We start from the raw sequence: 26,022 nt of genomic DNA on the forward strand, positions 1-26,022 counted from the left end.
GTCTCGCTCCCCTTAAATAACACAACTTACACACTCTTCGATTGTTCTCTTCTTCGTACGTGTATAGTAAAGGGTTTTAAGACCCTTCTTCTGTGCATAAATGTAATATTTCGCCAAATCTCTTGTCGTTAAGTCATCTTTGACATATAGAATCGTGGAGATGGCTTGGTCAATATGAACTTGAACTTCTGCGACAAGATCAATTAAGTTGAACATATCCATGTCGTAAGCTTCCTTGTAGAAGAAGTAGTTCTCTTCACTTAAGTTAGGCATTGGATAGATCGTCTTGGAATCCCCGTATTCGCGCTCTTCAATCTTCTGTGTAATCGGTGCAATGGATGCTGTAGAAGACTGCAAGTAAGAAATCGAACCTGTCGGTGCGATTGCTAGACGGTATGCGTGGTATACGCCATGCTCCGCGGCTTGTTCTTTCAGAAGCTTCCAATCTTCAATCGTCGGAATCTCATGTCCTTCGAACAGGGCTTGTACTTTCTCAGTAACGGGTTTGTAATCTGTTTCGATATAGCGGATAAAGTAATTGCCGTTGGCATACTCACTCTTCTCGAAGTCTTTGAACGAGACGCCTTTCTCTTTTGCAAGAAACACAGAGCGTTCCAAGGAATAGAAGTTCAGCATCATAAAGAATGTACGAACGAAGTCTTTCGCTTCTCTGGACTCGTACGCGATCTTGTTGTTAGCCAAGTAACCATGCAAGTTCATCGCACCTAGACCAACGGAATGCAGCTCACGGTTCGCCTTCGCAACAGACGGAATAATCGTAATATCCGTACGGTCACTTACTTCTGTTAATGCGTCCATGGAGTAGTGAACCGTTTCTCTCATACGCTTGTTATTCATCACATTCACGATGTTCAAGGAACCTAAGTTACAAGAAATATCGCGGTTGATAATGTCTTCTTGATCATAATCGTTGATCGTCGAAACTTCACTTAACTGCGCAATTTCGCTGCACAAGTTGGAGAATTTCACACGGCCGATTTCTTTAAGCGCATGGTATTCATTTGCGTTATCAACGAACATAATATACGGGTAGCCAGACTCCATTTGCGTTTGAGCAATTTTCGTAACAAGCTCACGAGCGACAATTTTCTTCTTCCGTACATTCGGGTTATTCACAAGCTCATCGTACATCTCTGAGATATCCATATCGTCGAGATGAACACCGTACTCCTTGTACACCGTAAGCGGGTAGAACAAGTACATGTCTTTATCTTGCTCAACAAGTTCGAAGAATTTATTAGGTGCAACAACACCAAGAGACAACGTCTTGATCCGTGTCTTCTCATCGGCATTGATTTTTTTCGTATCCAAGAATGGCTCAATATCCGCATGGAAAATGTTCAAGTACACAACACCACTACCATCACGTTGACCCAATTGATTCGCATAAGAGAACGCATCTTCGAATAATTTCATAACCGGCAATACGCCGCTTGCTTTACCGTCTAGACCTTTAATTTGCTCATCGGATGCGCGAATTTTACTTAAGTTCAAGCTCACGCCGCCACCAATTTTGCTCAATTGAAGCGCAGAGTTGATTGCGAAGCCGATCGAATTCATGGAATCGTTAATTTCGAGCAAGAAGCAGCTTACGAGTTCACCGCGACGCTTCTTCCCTGCATTGAGGAATGTCGGTGTTGCTGGCTGATATTCTTGGGAAATTAAGAGATCTGCATAATGCATCACTTGATTCATATCACCATGTCCTAAGAATAGGGATACAACCGCAATACGATCTTCATAACGCTCTAAGAATTTCGTACCATCGTTTGTCATCATCGCGTAGTTGTTATAGAACTTGAACGCGCTCATGAATGATGGGAATCTGAATTTCTTGCTATATACAAAGTCATAAACGCTCTTGATCTCTTGAAACTCATAGCGTTCGAATAAATCTTTCTCATAGTATTCGTGCTCGATCAAGTAGTCCAATTTCTCTTTGAGATTGTGGAAAAAGACTGTGTTTTGATTCACGTAGTCAACAAAATAGCTTCTTGCTGCTTCACGATCTTTCTCAAATTGGAACTTACCCTCTTTTTGCACCATAATTTCGTTATTAAGCTGAATCCACTTCGGTATTTGCATGGACAATTTGATTTACCTCCCATTTAAATCTTTCTACATCTTTGCTTGTGCCGCTAAGTTCGAACTTCATGAGCAGCGGTACATCGTACTTCGCTGAGATATGATCACCAGCAAGTCCATACCTAGTTCCCCAGTTCATGTTGCCGCTCGATGCCACACCTCGAAGCCAATGCCCATTGGTATCTAAGAAGTCCATTGTGGACTGCGGAGCTTGTCCAAATCCAGTTGTATAGGTGACGAGGATGAATGGCTCATCCATATCTAGTTCGGGTGAAACTTGCACAACTGTGGCTGGGTCAAGTTTATTGACGAACCTTTTCACATTACCTGTCTTTGAATCGTAGGCAATAAGCATAGGTTACCTCCTGTTTGTCCGTCTTGGCACAAAAAAACTCATCTCCTGTAAGATGAGAAACCTGTATTAAAGTCGAATTTCGACATCTGCGTCATCTAGATGCTCAATAAATGATAGACTCTATATATAGTGTGTTTTATGTAAATACAATACTATTTATCACACTATATAGTAGCATACGCATTTTCTTTTTAAAAATCAAGTTGTTTATTTGAGCAAATTCTATTGCAAAATGACACCGTTCCTGCTATAGACTAAGTTTGTATTGTAACACAAAAATAGCACAGATGTTTAGTCCTAAAACTTGTATGATAGAATAGAATCATAGAATAGATCAAGTTCAGGTGGAGGGAAAATGATGAAATCTGAGAAACAAAAAATGATCGATGGTGAGATGTATATCGCCGCAGATCCAGTCCTTATCGAGGATCGAAACACAGCTAGAAAATTAACTCGGCTTTACAATCAGACGACTGAAACCGATGGAGATGAACGCGAAAGACTGCTCAAACAATTATTTGGTTCTACCAGTAAACATTTATATATGGAACCTACTTTTAAATGTGACTATGGATACAACATCCATGTCGGCGAAAACTTCTATGCGAACTTTGACTGTGTGATCTTGGATGTATGCCCTGTGACCATCGGAAATAACTGTTTCCTTGCACCAGGTGTTCATATTTATACAGCTACCCATCCACTTGACCCAATAGAGCGCTGCAGCGGCGCTGAGTATGGTAAACCCGTCGTGATCGGTCATAACGTCTGGTTAGGCGGCAGATCCGTTATTAACCCTGGTGTGACTATTGGGGATAATGTTGTCGTAGCATCAGGTGCGGTTGTAACGAAAGATGTACCGAGCAACGTTGTCGTTGGCGGCAATCCGGCACGAGTGATTAAAGAAATTCCAGTAACCGTATCCTAAATTTATTGTAAAAAACGAAGAAGTCCTTCACTCGTAAGGACTTCTTTCTTTATTTTGAATGACCTTCGTCTGTTTTTTCTTTTTCAAATCCGCTGGTATATCTGTGACGAAATTGCGAATATGTTTTCTTTTGCACACTAAATCCAACTCAAGATTAGATCCCACTTGAAATGTACTGGCAGCGGATACTGCTAATACTTTCACGCAATTCACTTTGATAAAATGGCAGGGATTATGGATTTCCATCGAGACCTCATTCTCACACGGATCAAAGCTTGGAATTTCACGTGAGAATACAGGGTAATCCGCAAAATCACCTTCATCTTCATAGAAGATCGACACTTCGCGCTGAAGTGCTAGCGCTCTTGACCGCGACTTGATACGACCTGAATCTCCACAAATAAAAGTAGATGCTTCCGAAACACCGTCAATTAAGATGTTAATGACACGAGAAGTTCGCCACATCAAACGCACCTAACGTACAGGAGCTAACGGAACGAGTGGGCCTTGAATCACTGACTCAGGTGGGGTATCAAATGCAGATGTACAATTAATTACCTTCGTATCCCCGATCAAGAACACCGATGAACTGGCCACCCCCACAATTCGAATATTACCCACACAAACCTCTTTATTAACCACAGTCATTTTCATATGATCACGCCTCTTTTGGATTTATTTGTTCGATATGCTGCCGAATGGCAACTCGAATGTCTTGCTTGACTTGCTGTACGATCGATAATTGCAAATTGTAAATCTCCTCATTGCTTCGTTCTTGGTGCTCAGGACCTATATAAAAGCGTATACGCTCATCGATCTGTTTGCGAATATCTTCAATCATGACCTCGGTATACTGCTGCCCTAAGACAATCTGGTAGCTCTGCTTGAGCTGCTCTAATTCCTGTGGCACCTCATCCGCCAAGAATTGTGAGACCTCATGCTGAATTTGAGTAAACAACCCGGACTGACTCGGATTTCGCTTATCTTGCTGATCCTGATCCACCTGTTCAACCGACTGTCCATTGACTGTAAAATCTTCAATTGTCTTTCCGATGTTTGGAGTTAATCCGATATTTAATGTTCCATCAAGCTTCTCTATTTTAAGTTGATCAAATTTATATTCAATCCGATCAATCTTCGTTTCACTGCGCCCTTTAAGTTCTTCTATATCCTCTTGAAGCTGTTTGAGCCGATTATCCATCTCGACCAGCTTCTCGACCTGCCAATTCAAGATATTGATGACTTGTTGATCCCATAATGATTGCATCGCATCCCACCCCCTATCATTACTATGCATGGGGTAAGTCTGCCATACGTTACACCTGGCTCTGCCTCACTGGTGGTAGAGGAACAAGCGGGGCGCTCTCTGCAGCCGCTTCTTCTTGTTCAAACTCCTTAGCTGGACCTGTAAACCCACCTGTATTGTATAGATTCGACATCGCCTTAATCATGCCCGATGCACCGATCTGAAGCACAGATGAATTGGTCACGGCATCGACGCGAAGTTGATGTATCGTAATACTTTGATGAACGGTTAAATTCATGCCTTTACACGACCCTTATATTCGGAGTATCAATGATATCTGGATCATTCGTATTCGTGCTGCTAGCCTGATTGTTCGTAATCACCGTGCCGAACGTGTCACCTGTTGTGAAAGAGTTTGCACCTGCATACGTTTTGGATGAACTGCTGAGTATAACGGACGCCGTGTCACCAATTTGAACATTTGAACTCGGTCCGACACTGATGATTTTAATGTTTCCTACAATTGAAGGCATCGGTCCTCCTCCCATCAAGCGCAATATGTGCTCTATCTTCCTCATTGTATGTAGTTATTCGCCTTGATGTCACTTCACACCCGAATGCCCATATAATGAATGAACGAGTACAGGAGGGATAGCATAATGAGTCATCCCAATAAGAAAATTACGAATTGGTTTTCCAATGACCCCTTTTTTAATACCAAATTTCCGTTTGATAAGCTTGGCGATCAGTCCAATTTAGACCCTTCCTTCGTCGAGCAATATGTGAAGGATGTGCTAACCCAAGCTTCAAACAATCCGATGCAGGTGAGCAATCATCAACTGCCATATGAATTGTTCGAGATGCATCATTCGGTAATAGCCAAGTTGAAGCTGCCGAAAGGTATTCGTCCTTCGAGTTTAGTCATATCCATCAACAGCTCACAAATTAAGATCGAAGGGATTGGCTCTAATCGCGATCGTGAACAGCGAATTCCGCTCAGCATTCCCGTCGTTCCTTCCCGCAGCACGGCCACATTTAAGCAAGATGTCCTCCAGATTAAGATGCCTAAACTGTCCAAAGGACACTTTGTCGAAGTCCCTATTCGCTACTTGTAACCCATTTACAAGACTTTTAGCCAACAAAAAAGCTGACACCTCACAGCGTCAGCTTATTTTTTATGAAATGGTGTCAAACTGCTTCTAGTACGAATACTATTAGAACAAACCTATAAATCTAGCATATCCTTCTTTCTCTAGATCCGATTTGGGAATGAACCGAAGTGCTGCTGAATTGATGCAATAGCGTAAGCCGCCCTGATCAATGGGACCATCTTCGAACACATGACCCAAATGCGAATCTGCCTCACGGCTTCGTACTTCTGTACGCACCATGAAGTGGCTGTGATCGTCTTTCTCATTCACAGTCCCTGATTGTAAAGGCTTCGTAAAGCTTGGCCAACCACAACCGGAATCGAATTTATCTAATGAACTAAATAGCGGCTCTCCTGACACAATGTCAACATAGATACCTTCTTCTTTATGATCCCAAAACTCATTACGAAATGGCGGTTCTGTCCCATTGTTCTGAGTGACTTCATATTGCATAGGTGTTAGCTTTGCGCGGCGAAGCTCTTTATCTGCCTCGGTATTCCAGTGCTGAGCGATAAACGCGTCACGTCCTGAGCCTTTCCGATACATTTTATAACGCATTGGATTCTTGTGGTGATAGTCTTGATGGTACTCTTCTGCAGAGTAGAAGGTAGTCGCCGGCTCAATTGGCGTTACAATTGGCGATTTGAACCTTCCGCTACTCTCCAGCTCTTGCTTTGATGCTTCTGCGAGTACACGCTGCTTCTCAGAATAGTAGAAAATAGCCGTTCGATACGAGGAACCACGATCGAAGAACTGTCCACCTGCATCGGTAGGATCAATTTGCTGCCAGAATATCGATAACAACTTCTCATATGGGAATACGGAAGGGTCGTATGTAATTCGTACAGCTTCTGTATGGCCAGTTGTATGGGTGCACACTTCTTCGTAAGTTGGGCTTTGTGTATGACCGCCAATGTAGCCTGACTCCACTTTAATAATTCCAGGTAACTCTTCAAAAGGTGTAACCATGCACCAGAAGCAGCCGCCTGCGAAGCAAGCCTGCTCGTAACCCTGTTCAATCTGATTATTCGCACTCATTTACACATACCCTCGCTCATCTGTTTTTTAATTACTAATATAACAGAGCAACGTCCAAATTACCAAAACACACGATTTTTTAAAATTTCGCTTGACCCTCACACTAATGTCATCCTTTATAATAAAACTATGAAGACACATCGATTTAATTCTAGAGAGGAGGTTCTTCTACCTTGAAAATTGGAGAACTCGCGCAACGTACTGGTGTTAGCATACGTTCCATTCGTTATTACGAGCAGCAGGGACTACTCTCCCCGCTCCGACAAGAGAATGGGTATAGGGAGTTCTCAACTTTTGCAGAAGAGCAAATTCGCACGATTCAGCTCTACTTAACTCTAGGTCTTTCAACCGAGCAAATTGCTTACTTCCTGCACTGTGTGATGAAAAACAAAGAAGCTTTCTGCCAAGAAGTACTTCCCTTATATGAGCAGAAACTCACTGAAATTAATCTGCAAATTCAGAATTTGGAGCACATTAAATCGAACTTGGAAGAACGCATCCTGTCCATTCATAACGAACAAGAGCATCTTGCTTCAAACCAAAAACTACTTTAGGAGGAATTCTCATGAACGTTCGTCCCGTAACCAATGCAAATTTCAAAGAATCGATTCGCAAGACTGGTGTAACCCTTGTTGACTTTAGTGCAGCATGGTGTCCCCCATGTAAAGTTCTACTCCCTATTCTTGAAGATTTAAGTCAAGAAAATCGCAAAGATGTCTCGATTCTTAAAGTGGACTGTGATAATGAACCGGATTTAGCAAGTGCATTCGGAGTTATGTCCATGCCAACGGTTGTCGTATTCCAAGATGGTGTACCAATGGAGAAACTCGTTGGATTAAGACCGAAAAGTGTGTATCAATCCCTCATTACCCAATATCGCAGAGCTTAAGTTGCAGCAAAGCCATGTGTGTATTTACTTGGAACTCCTACTCATTTACAATAAAGAGGAAGTACAAATGAATTTCATGGAGGTTTTCACACATGGCTAAAAGCGCAGCACGCAAAGCAAGAGATAAAGAAGCCCGCCATAAAGGCTACGATTTAAGTGCCTTTGGGCGCCGAGGGCAAGCAATAGCAATCGATATGACAACTAGAAAAACCAAGAGCAAGTCAGAACTTATGAGACAGCACAAATATAAAAAGCTCGATCTATCCGGGGAGTACGGAGTGGATCGAGCTTTTTATATTAGCTAGCAACATTTTTTGTTTTACTTGCATCTTGATTGGATTCCATTTTCACTGTGTTCTTGAACAGGTTTCTCCACAATCCTTGACGATCTTCTTTTTCCATCTCAGCTTGGTGACTCGCCATCATTTTTTCCATTACATACAAATCGCAGAACATCATTTCCCTCACACTCCGTATCGTTTTATTTTCTTTCCTGATTCAAATTTACCATGCTCTTAACAGGTTAAAAATGGTATACTTTGAAAGAATGCTTCATCTTTTCAAGGTGGTGAATTTTACTGTGCAGTTATTAATTTATTATCAGCAGATCGCAGCCAGGCTTGGGCAGCAAGGAGAAAACACAGATATTCCCATCACATTAGAAGAGTTATCTGATCTACTAATCTCTTCTCTTCGAAACATTAGACTTATTATTAAAAAAATGGAGGGCGAAGGTTGGATTAAATGGACATCTGGCCGTGGTCGCGGGAACCATTCCAAGATTCGCTTACTCATCCCGGTCGATGAACTGATCGTTCGTGAGATGGAACCTTATCTTGCACGTGGTAACTTAAAAGAGGTAATGGAGCTCATGCGATTGCCAGAAATCAGTGAATCTGTTAAAACCTATTTTTCCGAATGGATTGCAGATAGCTTTGGATTTAAGGAAGTACTTGAGAATGAGAAGAAGCTTGATGTATTGCGCTTTCCAATTTTCCGAAACTTAACAACACTTGACCCAATAGATGTGCTATATACAATTGATCATCACATGGTGCATCAAATCTTCGATACGCTTGTCTGTTATGATGCTGAGCAGCGTAAAGTCATCCCCCATGTGGCACTGCACTGGGAAGCAAATGCGGATTCGAGTGTTTGGACCTTCTATTTGCGTAAAGGGATTCGATTCCACCACGGAAGTGAATTACAGGCACGGGATGTTGCGTTTACTTTGTCTCGCTTAAAGTATCGAACTACATCAACGCCAAATGGCTGGATCGGTGATCAAATTCATGAAATACGAATTCTTGGACCTTATGTCATCCAAATCCAGCTCAATCAGACGAATCAGATGTTTCATCGATATATGGCAGCACTCGCAACATCAATTGTGTGTGAGGATTTATATAATGGCGACCTTGATGTATCGATACGAGTACCGATCGGAACAGGTCCATATCGAGTGAATCATTTTGACACGTATAACTGTAAATTGGAAGCGTTTGCCGATTATTTCAACGGACGGGCACAGCTTGACCAGATTGACATCTGGTACTTGCCTGAGAAGTCGTTATATCCGATTGAACAACGTAAAGAGATGCATGTCTTAGTCAGCCATCATAATCCAATTGCGCTTCCAACTTCACAATGGAAAGCGGAGACGAAGATGGAAACCGGCTGCACGATCATTTCCTATAATATGAACAAACAAGGTCCGCACTTGAATTCAAAGTTTCGTCGAGCTGTTCATCACATCATCAATCGCAAAGCGATGGCAGAGCATGTATATAGATCGCTCGCAATCCCTGCTAGTGGATTTGTTGCTGCGGAGACGACTTGCCAACCACCGGAAGATGATTATCAGCCTGAACATGCATTACAGCTTCTGAAGAGTATCGACTATGCAAGTGAGCCATTTACGATGTATGTGACCCCGTGGCATGAACCTGCTGGGCGTTGGGTACAGCAACAATGTGCAGAATATGGCATCCCTCTAGAGTTAACCGTACTCACTGGAGCCGAGATGTCACTTCCTGAACAACTACTCCAAGCTGATTGTGTATTAATTGGCGTTACTTCGTACGATGACGTCGATATAGCGCTGCTTGATACGTATCTATCTCCTTACTCTGTTAATTACGTTCATCTGACGGATGCAACACGTGCCCAAATTAGCAGACAAGTGTCTGAGATGCTGGAAGAGCCTCTCCACGACGGACATATCAAGCGCATTCAAGAATTAGAAGCTATCATTAAACATAGTTATCAGACCCTATTCCTGCATCACCGCACGCAGCAGACTGTCTTCAAATCGTCGATTCGAGGCATTACCTTGAATTCACTCGGGTGGATCGACTTTAAGCAACTGTGGTTCCAACCTACGCTTCGATCGGGTGAAGTGTATCGGGCTGTCAATTAAAGAGATCATATAAAAAGGGGAAGCCATCACTTAAGTGGCTTCCCCTTTTCCCCTATTCTAAACCTATTAATCATTCTTCAAGACAGCTTCGCCTGTTTGATGGGATAAAGCAACATCCAACACCCACTGCCCTGCATTATTGGATTTTGATTGATCCGAGCGAATCGCTTCATTCTCAATGAGACCGATGTCCATTTTCCCATTTCCATCAAAGTCATCGAGTATTAACTTTCCTCCTGGCATTCCCCATGAACCCATTTGAGCCAACCGCTGATAATTATCCGCCTTATCTCGCAGATATACGGTAAACTGCATTCGCGCATCGTCCCATAACAGTGCATCTTCACGACCGTCACCGTTAAAGTCACCTAGACGAATTTCTCCAGAATCCACTGGAACCCCAATGCTGATTCGCTTGAACTTCCACTTACTCTCTTTGCTCACATATTCAAGACGTACACCCGAATCGGAGTTTTTCTTCGGAACGAATAAGGTCTCTGGTGAGTTTGGCGTTTCTTGCGTGACACTTAATCGCCGAAACGGCGTAGATTTCGCTTTTAGCGGTGGAATAAGCTTCAACTCATTACCGGTTAACTCAAAGCCATACAACTTGGTCATATCTTTGGAAACTCCGGCAATTACACATTCCCCCTTCGCAGGTCGAAATGCTTGCAGATCGCTCCACTCTTCTTTCACTTTCATATTCCATGAACGGTAGAAGACGAATTGCTCCCCATTCGAATGATACACTTCTACTTTACCACTTGCACGAAGCACCCATAAGTCTTTCTTCCCATCATCATTGTCGTCAAAGAGTGTAAACTGATCCCCTTTGTTACGAGGAAGTTTAAGCCAAGTCTGTACAGGGGCTGGATCGGCGTTTCGCATACCTCGGAACTCCCCGCGTTGAACAACGACATCTCCCGTATCCATCCAGCGCACAACTGAACTTTGGCCGCTTGCCGTCACATCACCTGTTCGTACTTTACCCGCGCCTTTATCAAAGCCAAGGGAAATCGAATTCGCAGGAGTAAATGGTGTTACATCATGGATAGTGGAGAACGTGTATCCCTTCTCCTTCATCGCTTTCACGATGCGCTGCAATTTACTTTTGTCATGACCCGTATATTGATAGACAGGAACCCCATCTCGAATCATAGGTACTCCGTCATGATCTTTAACTGCTTGTAAGAACTTAAACTCTAAGAATGGATGATAGAAAAAAGATGCCAATTTCTTCTGCCCAACTTGATTCAGAATGATCTTCTCATCCTGATTATAAGGAACGTACGAATAAGGTGTAGGAATATATGCTGCGCCTAGTGAACTTGTACCAAAACCACTAGGACGATCATTCTTCATGTTGACAAAAAGTTGATTCGGCTTCTCCAATTCATTCTCATAAAGTAAACCGAAATAGGAGCGAAACACTTTATCTTGTTCAGCTGCAAAATGATAATGCGGCGCTTCCCAGAATTTGGGGACGAATCCTGCCGCTTTGAAGATTTGAAGTCCTGCATCAATCCGCTCTTTCGCATAGGCTGCTGTCCATGTCACCGGTACATCATTTACAGCAAGTTCATTGCCAATTCCTGACTCGTGATGCCCATCTGATCGACGCTTATCACCGACTTGATGTGTATATCCATGCATTCCAATGACATTGCCTGTTTGCTCAGCATGCCGCAATATTTGATTGAAAGCTTGAATATAAGGATCATTCGCTTGATCTAACGATTTCTCATAAACACGATTGTCTTCCTTGATATCTAGCCACCTTGGGATGACGGCTAAGTGTACTTTCACTTGCTGTTCATTCAAATAATCAAGCACAGCTCGTAACTTTCCTAAACTCTCTAGACTATCGAATTGACCACCTGGACCTATATCTTCAAGACGCAAAAGCATGACTTTCGGATCACTCGGCTCACCTGATACGGAAACCATTCGAAAAATGTCAATTGAAAAAAGAACCATCATGCAAATCATCAGATAAATCAAAAAACGAAATTTGTGCCGTATCATTATGTAAGCACCTCTCATGAATCGTTAGTATTGCGACCTGCCTTCGCTGTTAACAATATATCACGAAATTTTCGGATCGAATATAAGATTCATGAGAGGATTTAATTGGAAATGACTCTATTTAACCTAAAAACGCATTTAGCATCCACACATGCTTATCCAAACCGCCTTTAATTTCTAACAGCATATCGGATGTTCCATCATCTCCTGCTTCCTGCGCAATCTCCATTCCTTCTGAAAGCTCTCCAATAATAGTCTTAAAGTCCTGTACGACACTTGCTACCATCTGATTCGCATTCAATTCATAACCCGCTTCTTGGATCGTGCTAAGTTTCAAATATTCAGCAAGTGTAGCCGCTGGTCGGCCACCAATTGCAAGTAAACGTTCTGCCAATTCATCCACGTGTGTGCCTGCTTCGTTGTAAAGTTCTTCGAACTTCTCATGAAGTGTGAAGAATTGGTTTCCTTTTACATACCAGTGATAGTTATGAAGTTTCGTGTAAAGAACTTGCCAGTTCGCAATTTGCGTGTTAAGTACTTGTTCCAAAGTTTTAGTTGTTGTTAATGTTGTTGTCATTTGACATCATCCTCTTTTCGATTAATTTTATGCGGATACAATAACTTGTAAATGTGGACCTTTGTTCAACATCTTCTGCACCGGATTGTAAATGTTTTGATAAAATGCATCCCACACACCTGCACTCCATGCTACTTTACGTCTGTGTTCAAGCGGTCCTGTTTGCTCCAACCATTTTGTTACAACAAATTTATAAGTAATGCCCTTCTCTTCTTGTACGACTTGTACATTCAGATTCATAAGGGATAAATCTAGATGTGTATTGTACTCCACGACCAGCACCTGCATCGCCTGAGCAACCCGCTCCATTAGAGATGATAGTTCCCTTGCCGCAGCGAGCTGATCTACCGATGAATTTACACTCATATAGGCTTGGAACATTTGACGAAGTTTATGCGCTTGAAGTAAATGCGCAGCTGGCATTGTGAATATAGCTTGTTCATGATCATACACACGGATTCCAAACCGCTCATCCAATTGATCAAAGTCTAATTTGTACAAGGGTAACACCCTCTCTCTGTGATTAAATTTAGACTTAATCTAAATCCATGCACTTATAATAACATAGAGAAGGAATCGAATCATGAAGGTTTGATGAAGTTTTTTATACCAAACGATTCATATCGCCTAAGTGGCAACTTCATGTGTTGTGCGTATGATTATACAAAGTCTAGAGATAAAGGGTGATTCCAATCATTACGGTAAGCTTATGTATGATCGTGAAGAACGAAGAACATGCCATCGGCAACTGCTTAAGCTCGGTTCAAGATCTCGTAGATGAAATCATTATTGTGGATACAGGATCAAAGGATCGAACGAAGGAAATCGTACGCGAGTATACAGAGCACATTCACGACTTCGAATGGATCAATAATTTTGCAGCGGCACGGAATTACTCCTCTTCTTTTGCCACGAAAGACTACGTTTTATACTTGGATGCTGATGATGTGCTGTTAGAAGAAGATCGGACGAAGTTTCTTCTATTAAAAGAAAGCTTAGATCCTGAGGTTGATGTCGTCTCGATGGACTATCACTGTGCATTCGATGATCATGGTATTGTCGCACTGAATGTTAGACGGTATCGACTTGCGAAGCGCTCGAAGGGGTTTCAATGGGAAGGGTTTGTCCATGAGGATCTCGTCATTCAAGGTGTGTGTATGAATAGCGACATTGCGATTACGCATACCAAAACGCACGGTACACCCACAGATCGAAACTTGAACATCTATGAGGAACATATCAAGAACGGTAAAGTACTTAGTTCTCGGGATTTATCCCACTATGCCAGAGAACTGCACCATCGTGACATGTTAGATCGAGCAATCCCACTATACTTACAATTCTTAAAGCATCCAGATATTTCAGATGAGAATAGAATTCATGCGTGCGGCTTGCTTGCGGACTGTTATCAGAAGTTGGACGATTATGAGCAAGAGATTGCTTATGTGTTTAAGTCATTCGCATACGATGTGCCAAGGCCTGAATTTTGCTGCCGACTAGGCTATCATTATTTACAGAGTGAACGCTTTAACCAAGCCATCTATTGGTACACTGTTGCCGCGAACTCTCCCCTCCCATCAAATAGCTGGGAGATCGTCAATTTTCCGAGTCGTACCTGGCTTCCCCAAATGCAGTTAGGATTGTGTTATTTCAAAATTGGTGATTATGAAGCATCGTATGATCATAACTTGAAGGCACTCGAATATCGCCCTGATGATGAACAAATCAGAACGAATACAGAGATGTTGAAGCAGCTGCTCATGAAGTAATTCTTTTAATAAAGTAACAAATAATGTGTAAAAGCGGATTTATGTGTGTTAGCGCCTTATTTGGAAGTATCCATTGAATAAGACGCCCTCCTGGCTTCCTTCCAAAGAAAAGATGCTGCAAACGGGGGCTAAGAAGACTTATAGGAGCAACAAGTGCAACTGGAGCGACTGGACCTACTCCCACAAGCAGAGATTAAAGAACGCGTGCCTTTGTAAATTAGTTATGCATACAGCTTCTTCTTCGTCGTCTGGATCACCGGAATCAAACTTTGATACTCCGATCCAGATGACATTAAGCGGTTAATGAGCGCTTGAAGGAGCAGCTTAATATTGAGAAGATGCTCCGGTAGGAATTGGCATGTCTCTCTTGTCACATGGTTTGCAAATCCTTCGATCCACTCTGTCAGTTCATCCCTACTAAATACATGACGATCCATAATGCTTACAATTGCTGTCGTCATTCGTTCTTCTTCTTCGTCCAGGAACACCTCATGTGTATTTAGGAATTTCAACTGGATAGTAGTTAGCATTCGGTTTAATTCATCCTTCGTTACAGTTGGAACTAGAGCGAGCTCATCGATGGCATCCGCACCATGCGCAATCGCATGTGCCCAGCCTTTTTTGTACACATAACCACGAATGTCTTTCTCTTGATCCATATAATCAAGAACACGATTAACCGCATGCGAGATTTCTTCTTGCTCTAGGAAAGGGTTTGCCAAGTGCTTACCGACAACTAGAGGAATAATCAGAACAGCAAATGCACGAGTGAAGACCGAATTCGTTCCCTTCTCCCCTAATCCATAGAAGAGATGATCTTGATCCAGACTCGTACGAAGTAATCCACGTAATTGTTCAGAAGTAAACACATCCGCTTTAATCCAACGATACATATTTGAATATATTAGACGATCTCTTAGCTCTCCATCTTGCACGCCAATATATTTCATCATCAGCTTCGTAAGTTCCCATGGATTGTGCTCACTTGGCACTTCATAGTTGTTCTCTCTCACTTTAGTTAATATCTTCTTGAGTTTAGCTGCTTCCAGCTCATCCGCTGTTCGATCTGCATCTGTAAGGACCTTTGACATGACTAGCTCTTCATCATCGAAGACAATACCATTTTCGCAAAAGCCTAATTTTTCGTATAATTTTTTCGCTACTTTGTTGTTCTTATGTACAGTCAGTTTAATTTCCTTGCAATGCCTATTTCGTTCTTTAATGTGATTAATCATCGCAAGCATTGCAGCCTTACCATAACCATGTTCCTGATATTTCGCATCAATCACAAATCCGTTAATCCAATACTGGTGGTCGGATCGATCATCAAACGCATGCATCATAAACCCAACCATCGTCTCCCCACTATATATGGCAAAAGGAACATAGGTGATCTCATCACCATCTGGTTTTAACGCAATTTTACTTAGTGACACTGCCACAGTAGGAGTAAAAGCAAGTTGATCCTCATGTGGACGAATTTGCATCGCTTCTTCTTGATTGCTGCGGTCTACTTCTTTTAATTGAATAGTCATCATACTTCCCTCCCCTTACTTATGAAATGGACGTTCCCACAACCTGCTCACCGAACCACTCTTCTCTGAGTACACCCATACGAATGGAATCGTAATACTCCCCTTGATAAATCCGGCACTTACGCATTCTTCCTTCTACTTGCATACCAAGCTTCTCAGCCGCACGCATCATCCGTGTATTCCCTGACCAAGTTGTAAGACCTACGCGAGCTAATGGCAGTTTGTTAAACAGATGGGTAATCCACACACGTAATGCGTCAGTGCCATATCCCCCGCTCCAATACTGCGGATTGTAGATCACAATTCCGACTTCCAACCATTTGGATGGCTCATGCTCCCAATAGTAACTCACTATTCCAACAATTTCGCCGTTCAATTCGATCAGTAGCCGTGATTCTTGCGTACCTTCCTCATCTGTTAATCGCTTGAGTTCACGTTTAGCAAAGTCTTCGTACTTCACTTGCGTATATGGAAAATACGGAGCATCCCACTTCTTCCACTCTGGCTCTTTCTCACCGTATATGAGTTGATGTAGTGTCTGAAGGTCTTCCTCCGTCATACTACGTACAATCACACGATCTGCCCTCAACACTGTTCGATAGTCTCGCACTGTATCTAACCCCTCTCTCTATCAAGCATTCTCCTATTATAGCAAATTTTTCATTTGCTGAAGACCTGCGAGAAAGGAGTTGAGCACTAATTTTTGACTCAGATCCAGATCAAGCGGGATTCCGAACCCACCTTGCTGTTCTAAGGACGCAAACCCATGACAGATACTACGCAGCCCACGCGTCGCATGAATGGACATCTCTTGATCCAAGCCGTACGTTTGCAGCACTTCGATAAATATTCGAACAATCTGCTCCCCAAGCATTACCGCTTCCTGATCTTCTACTTCCGGCGCAGGAATCGTCGCTTCATATAATCCTGGATGCATGCGAGCAAACGCCATATACACATCACTTAGAGCGTGAACAGCTTCATCACCGTTCTTACCTTGAACCGCTTGTGATAGATTCGAATGCAGAATAGTGAGTCCATGCAACTTTAGCAACTGGCGAATCCCCTGCAAACCATTAACATGATTGTATAAAGATGGCGGTCGAATGTTGAATTTCTGCGCAATAGCGGCGAGAGTCACTTGATCAAATCCTTGTGTATCTGCAATTTCAGTCGCTGCTTCGAGAATCGTAGGTAAGTCAAGCCCAATACGTGGTGACATGTGTTATACGCTCCTTTGAATCTTGTTATTATGAAAATAGTGCTGAGCAGTAGCAATCGCTTCATCGATCTTCACTGCTGGATTCATTAACATCTCGCCATGACCAACGGCAAGTACCGAAGGCTTGAAGTCCCTAATCTTGAGGGCACTTGCAAGCGAAACTTCTTTATTCCATGTTGCCATCGCTGGGAAAGGAAACCAAGGTCTTAGCTGCCCCGACACTGCAATGCCCCCGCGTAATTGAAAAGCATCTCCTGCAATCATCACTTGACTGCGTGTATCTAAGAATGACATCGATCCTGGTGTATGTCCAGGTGTTGCAATCGCAAGGAGTGAACTAATTCGATCTCCGTCTTGCAATAGAATATCAGGCTTTGGCATCGATTTCTTCGGTACACTACCTTTAATTGGCGTTTGCGGTTCATTCGAGTCTAATGACGTATCTCCTGCCAACAATCGTGCGTCACGTGCTGAGATGTAAATTTTCACATCTGGAAGCTGTTGTTTGAGAGCTTCTAGTGCACCGATGTGGTCACCATGCGCATGGGTTAATACGATCTTCGTTATGGGCTTACCAATCTTAGCAGCAGCTTGCAAGATCCCTTTCACACTATACGGAAGTGCAGCATCGATCAATGTAAGTTCATTCTCTTCTTCAATCAAATAACAATTAACTGGGAAAAATCTTGGCATAAAACTCAATTGATAAACATTATGTTGACGGGTGATTTTCATAAAAACATCTCCTTTATTTCCAAAAACTAATGTCGTTAGTTTTATAATAACTAATACCATTAGTTTTCGCAAGACTATTTTTAGAAAATTATTAAAATATTTATTTTTGCAATAAAAAAAGCAGCCCGTGCCTCAACTGAGGGAAAGCTGCTTATTCGATCCAGATGGCAATATCGTTATCCTGCTATCTAGCAGTGAAGTTGAACCTTCAAGAACCGCACTAGCTCAGAAACTGATTCATAACCTAAATACATTCATGAAACAAGCATTCTTAACGTTAACAACGAAGATGTTCGATGTCCAGACGACTGATAAAGATTCCCTGATCGATGATGTGCAAATCTATGTGCATAACCACGTCTTATCTAAACGAATACCGCATTGAGAAAGCCAAAGAGCTGCTTAGAGGATCTCAGCTGAGTGCCAAGGAAGTTGCTATTCAAGTAGGTTATGTAAACACAGATTATTTTTATAAAATATTCAAGAAAACGACGGGGATCTATCCTTCTGAGTTTTAGTAATAAAATCAATTTCTATGGAGAAAAATGGTCTGAATCTGTGTTACAATGACCCTGACCATAGGTTAATACTTTATGTGAACTTGACTCAAGGGGTTGTTACGAATGAATGTAAAAAGCAAGCAATTGTTAGAAGAAGCTTACTTGTATGCAGATCAACTCTCCAAACACACGATTCTTTCCCATTATTGGAATCAATTAAGCTTAGTGCTTAAGGGCAGTGTTTCTCGTGGTAATAGTGATCAATACTCGGATATTGATTTTGTATTCTTCTGTGATGAAAATGTTCGGCAGACCATCATTAAGGCTTATAAAGAAGCAGGGCTTGTGGATCGTGAGGATGGTGTATTCTTACCGATTAATGAATGGGCTGGTCATTACCACTTTGAATCTTTCGATATGCTGAATCAATATCATGCTAAGAACAATCGCCCCCAAATGTGGGAATATGGTCATGCGATTGCGATTCATGACCCGCTTCAACGATACAAGTCAACACTCACACAACTAACCCATCAAGCGTCTCACACTTTTATAGATGATATTAGAACGACTTATTTGGATACTCAGTTAGCGCTCGATTGGATGCGTCACCCCCTTAAGCGAGGCGATGTTATATCTGCTAGTTTACATGCTACGACTATTATTCGTAAGTTATGCCAACTATGCTATCTTGTCGATCTTAAGAATTATCCCCATGATAAGTGGCTGTCTCACTACTTGAATCAAACCACACTCGGCTCGATGATAGAGCAAGATATGATTACTTACTTGAAATGTCTTCCTACAGCGGAGACGTTATTACCTAATTTAGAACTGGAAGACTACCCTTGTTATGGGCAGGCTAAGAAGTTGGTTGAGCAATGCGGCAGCTATCTGTTGGAGAAGTTTGGAGATCACCCTTGGATTAAAGAATGGTACTTACATACATAAATTTTCAAATGACTTAGTAAAAGGTGTGCTGCTTCTCATGACAAGAGGCGCACACCTTTTTCTATGAAACTATTGTGTTACGTTAATACTCTTACTTCACAATTTGAACGGACTGCGTAGATGGGAACCATAGAACAAATGCACCCAACTGCTCAGAAATGTAACGAATCGGAACAAGAATACGATCATTCTTCACGACTGGAGGTGTATCGAAGCCTTCAATAGGCTGACCTACTGTCATCTTGAGTACTTTACCGTACAGTTCAAATGTCACTTCTTGCTTCTCTTCGTCCCATAATACTTTTGCGCCTAAGCTCTCTGCAATGTATCTAGCAGGAACCATGACACGCTCATTCTCCTGCGTTGGCGCAACATCATTCGTCTGCTTCGTTCCGTTCAGTGTTGTTGTAAGGTCGTTCAATTTCAAGCCTAATTGGGTCAACTTATCTGCCTTTGCAATACCGTACGTGCTGAAATGATCCGTATAGAAGGTAAACGATTTGCTAAGTACATCATATTGCCCACCTAATTTCACCGGCTTGATATTGCCTGACGCATCCGTCACATAACGAACTGCAGTTAATTGTGCAATATCGGAACTTGAAAGCTTCAGACCAGATAAATCGAGCGTAACTGTTACAGGCTCTTGGAATGATGTAATCGACACCTTCATACCGTCTGCTTGCACCAGCTGAACCGTAATTTCAACTAGTGATCCCCCAATATCAACAAGTGCTGAGTTATTGTTCGTACCTGCCTTTTGAAGCAACTCTTGCTTTTCCTTACTGCTAAGCACTTTTGCATTGAATACAAGGGACGTTCCAGCCTTCGACATTGCTTGTTTAATCTGATCCGTTGCAAACGCATCTGCTGCAAATGTAAGCTTCAAGCCTCCATTTTTCAAGACTAACGGCTCTTTCTTGTCAGTAATGGTTTTGAGCTGTGCTGCCGTCAGAGACAACTTTCCATTTACATCCAGTTGTGGAACTGTTGAAGTTGGTGTTGTGTATGATGTACCGCCAAAATTGAAATCTCCTGGACTTGTACCCGGATTTGTACCTGGGTTTGTTCCTGGATTGGTGCCCGTATCTGTACCGCCACCTGGTTTAGGCGGAAGTGGATTTCCCATTAATGGGTGTAATTGCGGGTTATAATAAGTTTTAATTGCATCATAGTTCGGAAGTTGATCCGTTTCTTTGAAACCTACCAGAGTAAAATTCGAAAGATCTCGTCTTTGCTCAGATAAGAGTGTATTGCCATCTGCGGTTATTTTCAAAGCACCAACATACATCCCTAGATCTTGGAACGACTCGTTCGTCTTGTAGACGATACGAAGATCGATCTTTTTGCCAGCAAAAGCAGTTAGATCATAGGTTGCATTCACCCAACCATTCTTTCCTGAACTTCCAGTGAGTCCTTGCTCCTTATTAGGATTATTAAGATCCGTTAAATTGCCTTTCACAGTTACCCACTCACTAGCACTTGATTCTTTAGCTTGAACCACTGCATAGTCCAAACCTTTTTCCAAATTATAAATCGTCTGGAAAGATAGCTGAGCTCTCGACTTATTCGCTAAATCCACTTGTGATGTCATTGAGTTCTGAAGGCGATCACCCATATCGCTGTAATACACTTTCTGCCCTAATACAGAGGTATTACGTTCGCCGCTATCAATGAAAATATAACTAATTTTCCAATTGGGTTCTGTAAACAGATTCGGATCGATTGCTACACGATACTTACCATCGCTGTATTTCATTGTAAGCGCTAACTCTTTATTTGTTGTTGTGTTCTTGAATCCGATTAATGCGTTATATCCTGGTTTTCCTTGCGGATCAAGAAGCAATTCTCCAGTCTCTACGTCAATAGATAATTTCGGGATCTCTCCACTTTGTTTGTACGTTGAAGCAAGATTTGCATTCCCAATATGAACGGTCGCTGACTTCCGACCCTCAGCTTCATTAGTAACGTAAATATTGAGTCCATATTGATCAAGGATGATTCCTTGTCTTGGGTCAGATTGGTTCGTGTAGTCTTTGTTATCATTAAATACTGGATGCGGATCTAGACTGTTATCGTAACCTGTATCCCCGTTGCTGAAATTAATGAGCAATTCAGTACCCTTGCGTAAACTAAATGCTGAATCACGAAGCATATAACCTGTATAAGCGACATCGCCATTCTTCGTCTGTCTTACGAATGGAGTCTGATCGGCATCAATAACTCCTGCAGTTAAGCGACCTGGATGCGAGTTCACATCTTGATCGAACCGTTCTCTCGTTCCCATAGATTCGTTAATATACCAGATTACAAGCCCTGGATCATAAGCTCCCTTCGCAATCGTGCGATGTAAGTTATAAGCACTTAGGGAACGATCCGTACCGTCATGATTTCTCCATTCCAGCAAATAATAGTGATTGGAAAGTTTTCGGCCATCATAACGTGCGAATTTATTATAGGTAAAAGGTTCTGTAGCCCCATCTGCATCATCGAAGAATACGATTTTTTCAGCAGTTGGATCCACTACTGTTGTTGTGAATTTCAATACGAGATCTTCTTTCAGATCCAGCCCTTTATCATTTTGAATAGATCCAACTGGAAGCGTAACAACATAGTTCGTATTAGCAGTTAACGGTTGAGCTGGCTTTATTCTAATGCCCTTATCATTCACAATTGTGTATTTTGCAGGAATGACTGTACCATCTTCTACTTTTAACTCAATTTGGTCAAATTTAGGACCCTTTTGAATAAACTCTGCAAAGTCAATTTCAAGTATCTCTTCTTGAGCAGCCAGTTCCTGTCCATCCTTATTTTTCGCTAGAGCTGGAATTGGGGGTGTATATTTAAGTTCAGGTACAACTGGAATCCAGCTCTCTTCAATGTTAACTGGTGGTGTGGATGAAGGAGCAGGAGTGCTTGATGCTTCAGGTGATGGCGCTGTTGTAGGTGTTACGCTTGGTGCTGGTGTTTCGCTTGATGTAGGAGTTGAAGTTGGATCAGGACTCGTAGATGGAGTTGCCGATGGACTCGGAGTTGTAGTCGGTTCGTTACTTTCTTGAGGTGTTGGTGTCGGTAATACGACAGGTGTTGGAGTTGGCTCGACCTCATCATCCTGCTTACCATCGCCAATACCTGGATCTCCGATTTCAAGTCTTGGCTCCACCTTACGATTCGATTTTAGCGAGCGTTTCACCGTTTTAGCTTTCTTCATCGTCTTGGTTTGTACATCTTGCAAATTGTTTGGTGTATTCGGCTTACTTGTAATGAGAATATCGTCGATAAATATGCCTTCAACAGGTGTATTCGTGTCCGAGTAGAAGTTGAACTTAAGATCAATATTCTTACCCGCATAGGCACTCATATCGAAGTATGCGTCAATCCACTCAAGCTCATTAGTATCTGGATTGCGGGAACTTCCTGTTATACCATGACCTGGATTCCGAAGTTCTTCACCCGGCTCCTGATTCGGATTTTCGGACGTCGTAATATTACCTTTAAGCGGTTCCCATTTGGCATCAGGACCAAGTGCCTTGTCTCGTACTAAGACCGAAGCATAATCATATTCTTCATCGATGTCATACATCGTTTTGAAATTAAGCAATACAGAAGTATTTGCATAAGGCACCAAATCGATATTTGTAGTCATGAAATTACGAAGATTATCTCCACGTTGACTGTAATACATCTGATCTCCACTGTAAGGCTTCGTAAATTCAACCTTCTTCGGTAAATTGATGCGTACAGTGTCTGTCTCAGGATTCGAAGTTAGCGACCCAATTGTTACATCCACACCTGACGAACCGATCTGATCGTAGTTAATCGTCTTCGCTCTTGCCCAATCCCCACCATGCTTCTCTTGTAAAATTTCTCTACCGATCGCACCAAATTGTGGTGAATTCGTACCATCAATGCTACCTAGGTAGCTGCTGGACATAATCGACCAGTTACGAGCGGGTTCCCCACCTGAACCATAAATATCTGGCAAACCAAGTGTATGACCAAATTCATGATTGATCAGCATTGGAAGTGAATCTTGCGCAACGGTTACGAAATCTTCAACCTTATAAGTCTTATTGTTCTTATCTTTCACTTCAAAAGGTACATACCTCGTATAGTCAGTCTGGTACCATGAGATTCTTCCTCTAAAAGGCCATATTCCGTTCCCTGAACCGACTGACCCTGATCCCCATTCATCACCACGACCCGAATGAACGAGTATGACCGTATCGACCACACCATCCGGTTCAAAGTAATCGCCATCTTTATCGTAATCATTCTTATCCTCAACATCATAGTCAGCAATATTGAAGCTTGGATCCTCCATTGCTTTCTTTATACCTTCAATAACAAGCTCAGCTGCATGATCCTGCAAGCCGCCATAAGACATAATAGACTTCGGTGCACGATACCAACCATGTACACCACCTTCAATATCATAAAGACCCCGTGATTGTTCCATGTAATATTGCCGCATGGTGTCGTATTGCTTACCCATTAACGTATATGGTGCTGTACCGAACATCAAGTTCTGATACCAAGAAGGATCATAGCTGTCTAATGTAAAGAACGGTTTAGTGGGATAAGCCAACTCCCGCTCCTTAAATTCTGTATGCTTGTAATCATCGAAGTCGATTAGAATAACTAATGGCTTCACCTTAACATGTCGATTTCCATCAAGTGGTAGCGGTTTCGTATCTGCAAATGCGGTAGACATCGAACCGAAGACTAGAGCTGTACTTAATAGTGTACTGACCAATTTCTTTTTCATAGCGCCTCCCATTGAAAATGAATGACTTACATTCGAAGACAATCGCCGAAACCTGCTCTTGCCACCTCGCTTACTTAGGCTTTTTGACCGTCATAAGCATCATGCAAATCTCATACCAATGGAAATTACGGCTATCTTGCAAGAAACTGTCCATGAAGCTTGATTATGACTTGCATATGTGTCTATTTTTCAAGAATATGATCATCATTTGCAGTTGCAAGTTGCGACTGAACGATCATTTTCGAATAATAACCCCGACTACTGCTTCTAGCCGTCAATAAACTTCCTACGATACCTCCAAGAAAACCAAGGGGAATAGAGACAACACCTGGATTTTTAAGTGGAAAAAGAGCTTCGTGCTGAATCCATCCGTTAACTGGATTCATGACATTCGGACTTAAGATCACGAACAATATCGAAGAGATTAATCCTGTAAGCAGCCCTATAATTGCCCCTGCCGTCGTGAACTTGCGCCAATACATCGTTAACAGAAGCACAGGTAAATTCGCTGATGCCGCGATCGCAAATGCGAAAGATACAAGGAATGCTACATTCAACTTACTCGCACCTAAAGCGAGTACAATCGACAAGAACCCAACGATAACCGCAGAATACTTCGCAACCGACATTTGTTCCCCTTCAGTCAATTGACCCTTTTTCAAAAAGATACTGTAAATGTCATGTGAGAAAGCAGAGGATGCCGCAAGAACTAAGCCCGACACAACCGCCAAGATCGTCGCAAATGCCACCGCCGCAATAAACGCCATCCAGAACTCTCCACCAAGCTCTTTCGCAAGTAAAGTAGCCGCCATATTGTCTTCACCAATGAGTAGGGATCTCTCCACGAATGCCGCCGCCCCGAAGCCCAGGAATATCGTCATGATATAGAAAGCACCCATCACCCAAGTCGCAATTACGATCGATGAACGGACAACTTGCGTGTCTTTGACCGTATAGAATCGAGATATAATATGAGGTAGACCCGCCGTACCGAGCACTAAGGACAAGTTAAATGACAGTGTATCCAAAGGTCCAGAGAAGAAGTTGCCCGGGTGCAAGAATCCATTCTCTGACGTTGTAATCTTTGATACATGATTAAACAGGTCAATAACATTCCAATCGAACCGTGACAGTACCATCAGACTGACCATAAACGTACTGCATACCAGAATAATCGCCTTAATAATCTGTACCCATGAAGTCGCGAGCATCCCGCCAAAACCAACATAGATTGTCATTAAAACACCAACCACAAGAATGGCCGTGGAGTAATTCATATCGAGCAATAGGTGGATAATTCCGCCTGCGCCCACCAACTGTGCAATCATATAGAAAATTGTAATCAAAATGTTATTCATCGCGATCCATCCACGTAAACTCTTCGCATCGAAACGAACAGCGACAGCATCGGCCATCGTATATCGACCCAAATTGTGAAGTGGTTCAGCAATCCAATACAGCACAATGACATAGGAAGCAAGAAAACCAATGGAATAGAAAAATCCATCAAACCCATAAATCGCAATAAGTCCGGTTACGCCTAAAAAGGATGCCGCGCTCATATAGTCTCCAGAAATCGCAAGCCCGTTCTGTAACCCTGTTAACCGATTGCCTGCCACATAAAAATCATGGGTATTCATCGTTCGTTTTGCAGAGTGATAGGTAATAACTAGTGTTCCAATGACGACTGCCAGAAAAAATACAAAAGCCGTTATATTCATCCTACATTCGTTTCCTTCCACATGGACATGAACCTCATATACTTGAAGATTACCACAAATTAGGATAAAAAAGAGCAAAAACATGCA

Annotated in this window: 28 protein-coding genes and 1 pseudogene; 10 read left to right on the forward strand and 19 right to left on the reverse strand. The window is 42.2% G+C overall.

Going from position 1 to position 26,022, the window contains the following annotated elements; translation table 11 throughout:
• Positions 1 to 12 precede the first annotated feature (12 nt).
• On the reverse strand, positions 13 to 2,106 hold the full coding sequence (gene nrdE / locus NV379_RS00875; RefSeq protein WP_258206189.1) for a class 1b ribonucleoside-diphosphate reductase subunit alpha: 2,094 nt from the start codon (positions 2,104 to 2,106) through the stop codon (positions 13 to 15).
• A complete protein-coding gene (gene nrdI / locus NV379_RS00880) occupies positions 2,078 to 2,461 on the reverse strand; it encodes a class Ib ribonucleoside-diphosphate reductase assembly flavoprotein NrdI (protein ID WP_258205373.1) in 384 nt (127 codons plus the stop codon). Before nrdI ends, nrdE begins: the two co-directional genes overlap by 29 nt.
• A gap of 358 nt (positions 2,462 to 2,819) precedes the next feature.
• Between nrdI and NV379_RS00885 the strand changes: the two genes are divergently transcribed.
• Positions 2,820 to 3,389 (forward strand): maltose acetyltransferase domain-containing protein, encoded by a 570-nt coding sequence (locus tag NV379_RS00885; protein WP_258205374.1) that lies wholly within the window; start codon positions 2,820 to 2,822, stop codon positions 3,387 to 3,389.
• Between the two features lie 27 nt (positions 3,390 to 3,416).
• On the opposite strand, the gene NV379_RS00890 is transcribed toward NV379_RS00885, so the two are convergent.
• The 5 genes from NV379_RS00890 to NV379_RS00910 are packed head-to-tail and all read right to left on the reverse strand — an operon-like array spanning position 3,417 to position 5,168.
• The gene (locus NV379_RS00890) at positions 3,417 to 3,854 is read right to left on the reverse strand and encodes a spore germination protein GerPE (RefSeq protein WP_258205375.1); all 438 of its coding nucleotides are present in this window, start codon (positions 3,852 to 3,854) and stop codon (positions 3,417 to 3,419) included.
• A 9-nt stretch (positions 3,855 to 3,863) separates the two neighbouring features.
• Positions 3,864 to 4,043, reverse strand: coding sequence for a spore germination protein GerPD (locus tag NV379_RS00895; RefSeq protein WP_258205376.1), 180 nt, complete (start codon positions 4,041 to 4,043; stop codon positions 3,864 to 3,866).
• 4 nt (positions 4,044 to 4,047) lie between these two features.
• Entirely contained in the window at positions 4,048 to 4,656 is a 609-nt protein-coding gene (gene gerPC, locus NV379_RS00900; protein WP_258205377.1) for a spore germination protein GerPC, read from the reverse strand.
• Between the two features lie 49 nt (positions 4,657 to 4,705).
• Positions 4,706 to 4,933, reverse strand: a complete 228-nt coding sequence (locus NV379_RS00905) for a spore germination protein GerPB (protein ID WP_258205378.1) — start codon at positions 4,931 to 4,933, stop codon at positions 4,706 to 4,708.
• 4 nt (positions 4,934 to 4,937) lie between these two features.
• Complete coding sequence (locus NV379_RS00910) at positions 4,938 to 5,168, reverse strand: spore germination protein (protein ID WP_258205379.1); 231 nt, start codon at positions 5,166 to 5,168, stop codon at positions 4,938 to 4,940.
• A 126-nt stretch (positions 5,169 to 5,294) separates the two neighbouring features.
• Between NV379_RS00910 and NV379_RS00915 the strand changes: the two genes are divergently transcribed.
• Positions 5,295 to 5,750 carry an Hsp20/alpha crystallin family protein gene (locus NV379_RS00915; RefSeq protein WP_258205380.1) on the forward strand — a complete coding sequence of 152 codons (456 nt, stop codon included), beginning with the start codon at positions 5,295 to 5,297 and terminating at the stop codon, positions 5,748 to 5,750.
• 99 nt (positions 5,751 to 5,849) lie between these two features.
• Here NV379_RS00915 and msrB read toward each other — a convergent pair whose 3' ends face one another.
• Positions 5,850 to 6,824: a peptide-methionine (R)-S-oxide reductase MsrB gene (gene msrB, locus NV379_RS00920; RefSeq protein WP_258205381.1), complete on the reverse strand. Its 975-nt coding sequence runs from the start codon at positions 6,822 to 6,824 to the stop codon at positions 5,850 to 5,852.
• Between the two features lie 173 nt (positions 6,825 to 6,997).
• Here msrB and NV379_RS00925 point away from each other — a divergent pair, with 173 nt between their 5' ends.
• From NV379_RS00925 to brfA, 3 genes are all read left to right on the forward strand, one after another.
• Positions 6,998 to 7,378: a MerR family DNA-binding transcriptional regulator gene (locus NV379_RS00925; RefSeq protein ID WP_258205382.1), complete on the forward strand. Its 381-nt coding sequence runs from the start codon at positions 6,998 to 7,000 to the stop codon at positions 7,376 to 7,378.
• Between the two features lie 11 nt (positions 7,379 to 7,389).
• Complete coding sequence (trxA, locus tag NV379_RS00930) at positions 7,390 to 7,713, forward strand: thioredoxin (RefSeq protein WP_258205383.1); 324 nt, start codon at positions 7,390 to 7,392, stop codon at positions 7,711 to 7,713.
• 92 nt (positions 7,714 to 7,805) lie between these two features.
• Positions 7,806 to 8,018: a ribosome rescue factor BrfA gene (brfA, locus tag NV379_RS00935; RefSeq protein ID WP_258205384.1), complete on the forward strand. Its 213-nt coding sequence runs from the start codon at positions 7,806 to 7,808 to the stop codon at positions 8,016 to 8,018.
• Here brfA and NV379_RS00940 read toward each other — a convergent pair.
• Complete coding sequence (locus NV379_RS00940; protein ID WP_258205385.1) at positions 8,011 to 8,148, reverse strand: hypothetical protein; 138 nt, start codon at positions 8,146 to 8,148, stop codon at positions 8,011 to 8,013. The two genes, brfA and NV379_RS00940, sit on opposite strands and share 8 nt — an antisense overlap.
• A 145-nt stretch (positions 8,149 to 8,293) precedes the next feature.
• Here NV379_RS00940 and NV379_RS00945 point away from each other — a divergent pair, with 145 nt between their 5' ends.
• Positions 8,294 to 10,132 carry an ABC transporter substrate-binding protein gene (locus NV379_RS00945; protein ID WP_258205386.1) on the forward strand — a complete coding sequence of 613 codons (1,839 nt, stop codon included), beginning with the start codon at positions 8,294 to 8,296 and terminating at the stop codon, positions 10,130 to 10,132.
• Positions 10,133 to 10,198: 66 nt separating this feature from the next.
• Here NV379_RS00945 and NV379_RS00950 read toward each other — a convergent pair whose 3' ends face one another.
• The 3 genes from NV379_RS00950 to NV379_RS00960 all read right to left on the reverse strand — a co-directional run bounded on the left by NV379_RS00950 (position 10,199) and on the right by NV379_RS00960 (position 13,235).
• Positions 10,199 to 12,079: a DUF2334 domain-containing protein gene (locus tag NV379_RS00950; RefSeq protein WP_258205387.1), complete on the reverse strand. Its 1,881-nt coding sequence runs from the start codon at positions 12,077 to 12,079 to the stop codon at positions 10,199 to 10,201.
• 199 nt (positions 12,080 to 12,278) lie between these two features.
• On the reverse strand, positions 12,279 to 12,734 hold the full coding sequence (locus NV379_RS00955) for a Dps family protein (RefSeq protein ID WP_258205388.1): 456 nt from the start codon (positions 12,732 to 12,734) through the stop codon (positions 12,279 to 12,281).
• 27 nt (positions 12,735 to 12,761) lie between these two features.
• The gene (locus tag NV379_RS00960; RefSeq protein ID WP_258205389.1) at positions 12,762 to 13,235 is read right to left on the reverse strand and encodes a hypothetical protein; all 474 of its coding nucleotides are present in this window, start codon (positions 13,233 to 13,235) and stop codon (positions 12,762 to 12,764) included.
• Between the two features lie 212 nt (positions 13,236 to 13,447).
• Here NV379_RS00960 and NV379_RS00965 point away from each other — a divergent pair, with 212 nt between their 5' ends.
• Positions 13,448 to 14,503, forward strand: a complete 1,056-nt coding sequence (locus NV379_RS00965; RefSeq protein ID WP_258205390.1) for a tetratricopeptide repeat-containing glycosyltransferase family 2 protein — start codon at positions 13,448 to 13,450, stop codon at positions 14,501 to 14,503.
• 221 nt (positions 14,504 to 14,724) lie between these two features.
• On the opposite strand, the gene NV379_RS00970 is transcribed toward NV379_RS00965, so the two are convergent.
• The 5 genes and pseudogenes from NV379_RS00970 to NV379_RS00990 form a co-directional block, all read right to left on the reverse strand.
• A complete protein-coding gene (locus tag NV379_RS00970; protein ID WP_308860241.1) occupies positions 14,725 to 15,594 on the reverse strand; it encodes a DUF2785 domain-containing protein in 870 nt (289 codons plus the stop codon).
• A gap of 3 nt (positions 15,595 to 15,597) precedes the next feature.
• Positions 15,598 to 16,038: pseudogene (locus NV379_RS00975) on the reverse strand (GNAT family N-acetyltransferase); the annotation flags it as partial.
• Positions 16,039 to 16,057: 19 nt separating this feature from the next.
• On the reverse strand, positions 16,058 to 16,597 hold the full coding sequence (locus NV379_RS00980) for a GNAT family N-acetyltransferase (RefSeq protein ID WP_373426075.1): 540 nt from the start codon (positions 16,595 to 16,597) through the stop codon (positions 16,058 to 16,060).
• A gap of 87 nt (positions 16,598 to 16,684) precedes the next feature.
• Positions 16,685 to 17,260 carry a TetR/AcrR family transcriptional regulator gene (locus tag NV379_RS00985; RefSeq protein WP_258205392.1) on the reverse strand — a complete coding sequence of 192 codons (576 nt, stop codon included), beginning with the start codon at positions 17,258 to 17,260 and terminating at the stop codon, positions 16,685 to 16,687.
• Between the two features lie 3 nt (positions 17,261 to 17,263).
• Positions 17,264 to 17,995: an MBL fold metallo-hydrolase gene (locus tag NV379_RS00990; protein WP_258205393.1), complete on the reverse strand. Its 732-nt coding sequence runs from the start codon at positions 17,993 to 17,995 to the stop codon at positions 17,264 to 17,266.
• 127 nt (positions 17,996 to 18,122) lie between these two features.
• Between NV379_RS00990 and NV379_RS00995 the strand changes: the two genes are divergently transcribed.
• From NV379_RS00995 to NV379_RS01000, 3 genes are all read left to right on the forward strand, one after another.
• Entirely contained in the window at positions 18,123 to 18,380 is a 258-nt protein-coding gene (locus NV379_RS00995; protein ID WP_258205394.1) for a hypothetical protein, read from the forward strand.
• Positions 18,340 to 18,513, forward strand: coding sequence for a helix-turn-helix domain-containing protein (locus NV379_RS26145; RefSeq protein WP_373426062.1), 174 nt, complete (start codon positions 18,340 to 18,342; stop codon positions 18,511 to 18,513). Before NV379_RS00995 ends, NV379_RS26145 begins: the two co-directional genes overlap by 41 nt.
• A gap of 105 nt (positions 18,514 to 18,618) precedes the next feature.
• Positions 18,619 to 19,446: a nucleotidyltransferase domain-containing protein gene (locus NV379_RS01000; RefSeq protein WP_258205395.1), complete on the forward strand. Its 828-nt coding sequence runs from the start codon at positions 18,619 to 18,621 to the stop codon at positions 19,444 to 19,446.
• Between the two features lie 91 nt (positions 19,447 to 19,537).
• On the opposite strand, the gene NV379_RS01005 is transcribed toward NV379_RS01000, so the two are convergent.
• Positions 19,538 to 24,214, reverse strand: coding sequence for an immune inhibitor A domain-containing protein (locus NV379_RS01005; protein ID WP_258205396.1), 4,677 nt, complete (start codon positions 24,212 to 24,214; stop codon positions 19,538 to 19,540).
• Positions 24,215 to 24,396: 182 nt separating this feature from the next.
• Positions 24,397 to 25,935 carry a solute symporter family protein gene (locus tag NV379_RS01010; RefSeq protein ID WP_258205397.1) on the reverse strand — a complete coding sequence of 513 codons (1,539 nt, stop codon included), beginning with the start codon at positions 25,933 to 25,935 and terminating at the stop codon, positions 24,397 to 24,399.
• Between the last annotated feature and the right edge of the window lie 87 nt (positions 25,936 to 26,022).

Origin of the sequence: Paenibacillus radicibacter, from assembly GCF_024721995.1 — a bacterium.
GTDB lineage: Bacteria > Bacillota > Bacilli > Paenibacillales > NBRC-103111 > Paenibacillus_AM > Paenibacillus_AM radicibacter.

Bases quoted from the DNA above. Each gene is read 5' to 3' on its own strand.
- nrdE (WP_258206189.1), bottom strand. From the start codon at position 2,106: ATGCAAATACCGAAGTGGATTCAGCTTAATAACGAAATTATGGTGCAA.
- nrdI (WP_258205373.1), bottom strand. From the start codon at position 2,461: ATGCTTATTGCCTACGATTCAAAGACAGGTAATGTGAAAAGGTTCGTC.
- NV379_RS00885 (WP_258205374.1), top strand. From the start codon at position 2,820: ATGAAATCTGAGAAACAAAAAATGATCGATGGTGAGATGTATATCGCC.
- NV379_RS00890 (WP_258205375.1), bottom strand. From the start codon at position 3,854: ATGTGGCGAACTTCTCGTGTCATTAACATCTTAATTGACGGTGTTTCG.
- NV379_RS00895 (WP_258205376.1), bottom strand. From the start codon at position 4,043: ATGAAAATGACTGTGGTTAATAAAGAGGTTTGTGTGGGTAATATTCGA.
- gerPC (WP_258205377.1), bottom strand. From the start codon at position 4,656: ATGCAATCATTATGGGATCAACAAGTCATCAATATCTTGAATTGGCAG.
- NV379_RS00905 (WP_258205378.1), bottom strand. From the start codon at position 4,933: ATGAATTTAACCGTTCATCAAAGTATTACGATACATCAACTTCGCGTC.
- NV379_RS00910 (WP_258205379.1), bottom strand. From the start codon at position 5,168: ATGCCTTCAATTGTAGGAAACATTAAAATCATCAGTGTCGGACCGAGT.
- NV379_RS00915 (WP_258205380.1), top strand. From the start codon at position 5,295: ATGAGTCATCCCAATAAGAAAATTACGAATTGGTTTTCCAATGACCCC.
- msrB (WP_258205381.1), bottom strand. From the start codon at position 6,824: ATGAGTGCGAATAATCAGATTGAACAGGGTTACGAGCAGGCTTGCTTC.
- trxA (WP_258205383.1), top strand. From the start codon at position 7,390: ATGAACGTTCGTCCCGTAACCAATGCAAATTTCAAAGAATCGATTCGC.
- brfA (WP_258205384.1), top strand. From the start codon at position 7,806: ATGGCTAAAAGCGCAGCACGCAAAGCAAGAGATAAAGAAGCCCGCCAT.
- NV379_RS00940 (WP_258205385.1), bottom strand. From the start codon at position 8,148: ATGGAAAAAATGATGGCGAGTCACCAAGCTGAGATGGAAAAAGAAGAT.
- NV379_RS00950 (WP_258205387.1), bottom strand. From the start codon at position 12,079: ATGGTTTCCGTATCAGGTGAGCCGAGTGATCCGAAAGTCATGCTTTTG.
- NV379_RS00955 (WP_258205388.1), bottom strand. From the start codon at position 12,734: ATGACAACAACATTAACAACAACTAAAACTTTGGAACAAGTACTTAAC.
- NV379_RS00965 (WP_258205390.1), top strand. From the start codon at position 13,448: ATGATCGTGAAGAACGAAGAACATGCCATCGGCAACTGCTTAAGCTCG.
- NV379_RS00970 (WP_308860241.1), bottom strand. From the start codon at position 15,594: ATGTCAAAGGTCCTTACAGATGCAGATCGAACAGCGGATGAGCTGGAA.
- NV379_RS00980 (WP_373426075.1), bottom strand. From the start codon at position 16,597: ATGACGGAGGAAGACCTTCAGACACTACATCAACTCATATACGGTGAG.
- NV379_RS00985 (WP_258205392.1), bottom strand. From the start codon at position 17,260: ATGTCACCACGTATTGGGCTTGACTTACCTACGATTCTCGAAGCAGCG.
- NV379_RS00990 (WP_258205393.1), bottom strand. From the start codon at position 17,995: ATGAAAATCACCCGTCAACATAATGTTTATCAATTGAGTTTTATGCCA.
- NV379_RS26145 (WP_373426062.1), top strand. From the start codon at position 18,340: ATGTGCATAACCACGTCTTATCTAAACGAATACCGCATTGAGAAAGCC.
- NV379_RS01000 (WP_258205395.1), top strand. From the start codon at position 18,619: ATGAATGTAAAAAGCAAGCAATTGTTAGAAGAAGCTTACTTGTATGCA.
- NV379_RS01005 (WP_258205396.1), bottom strand. From the start codon at position 24,214: ATGAAAAAGAAATTGGTCAGTACACTATTAAGTACAGCTCTAGTCTTC.
- NV379_RS01010 (WP_258205397.1), bottom strand. From the start codon at position 25,935: ATGAATATAACGGCTTTTGTATTTTTTCTGGCAGTCGTCATTGGAACA.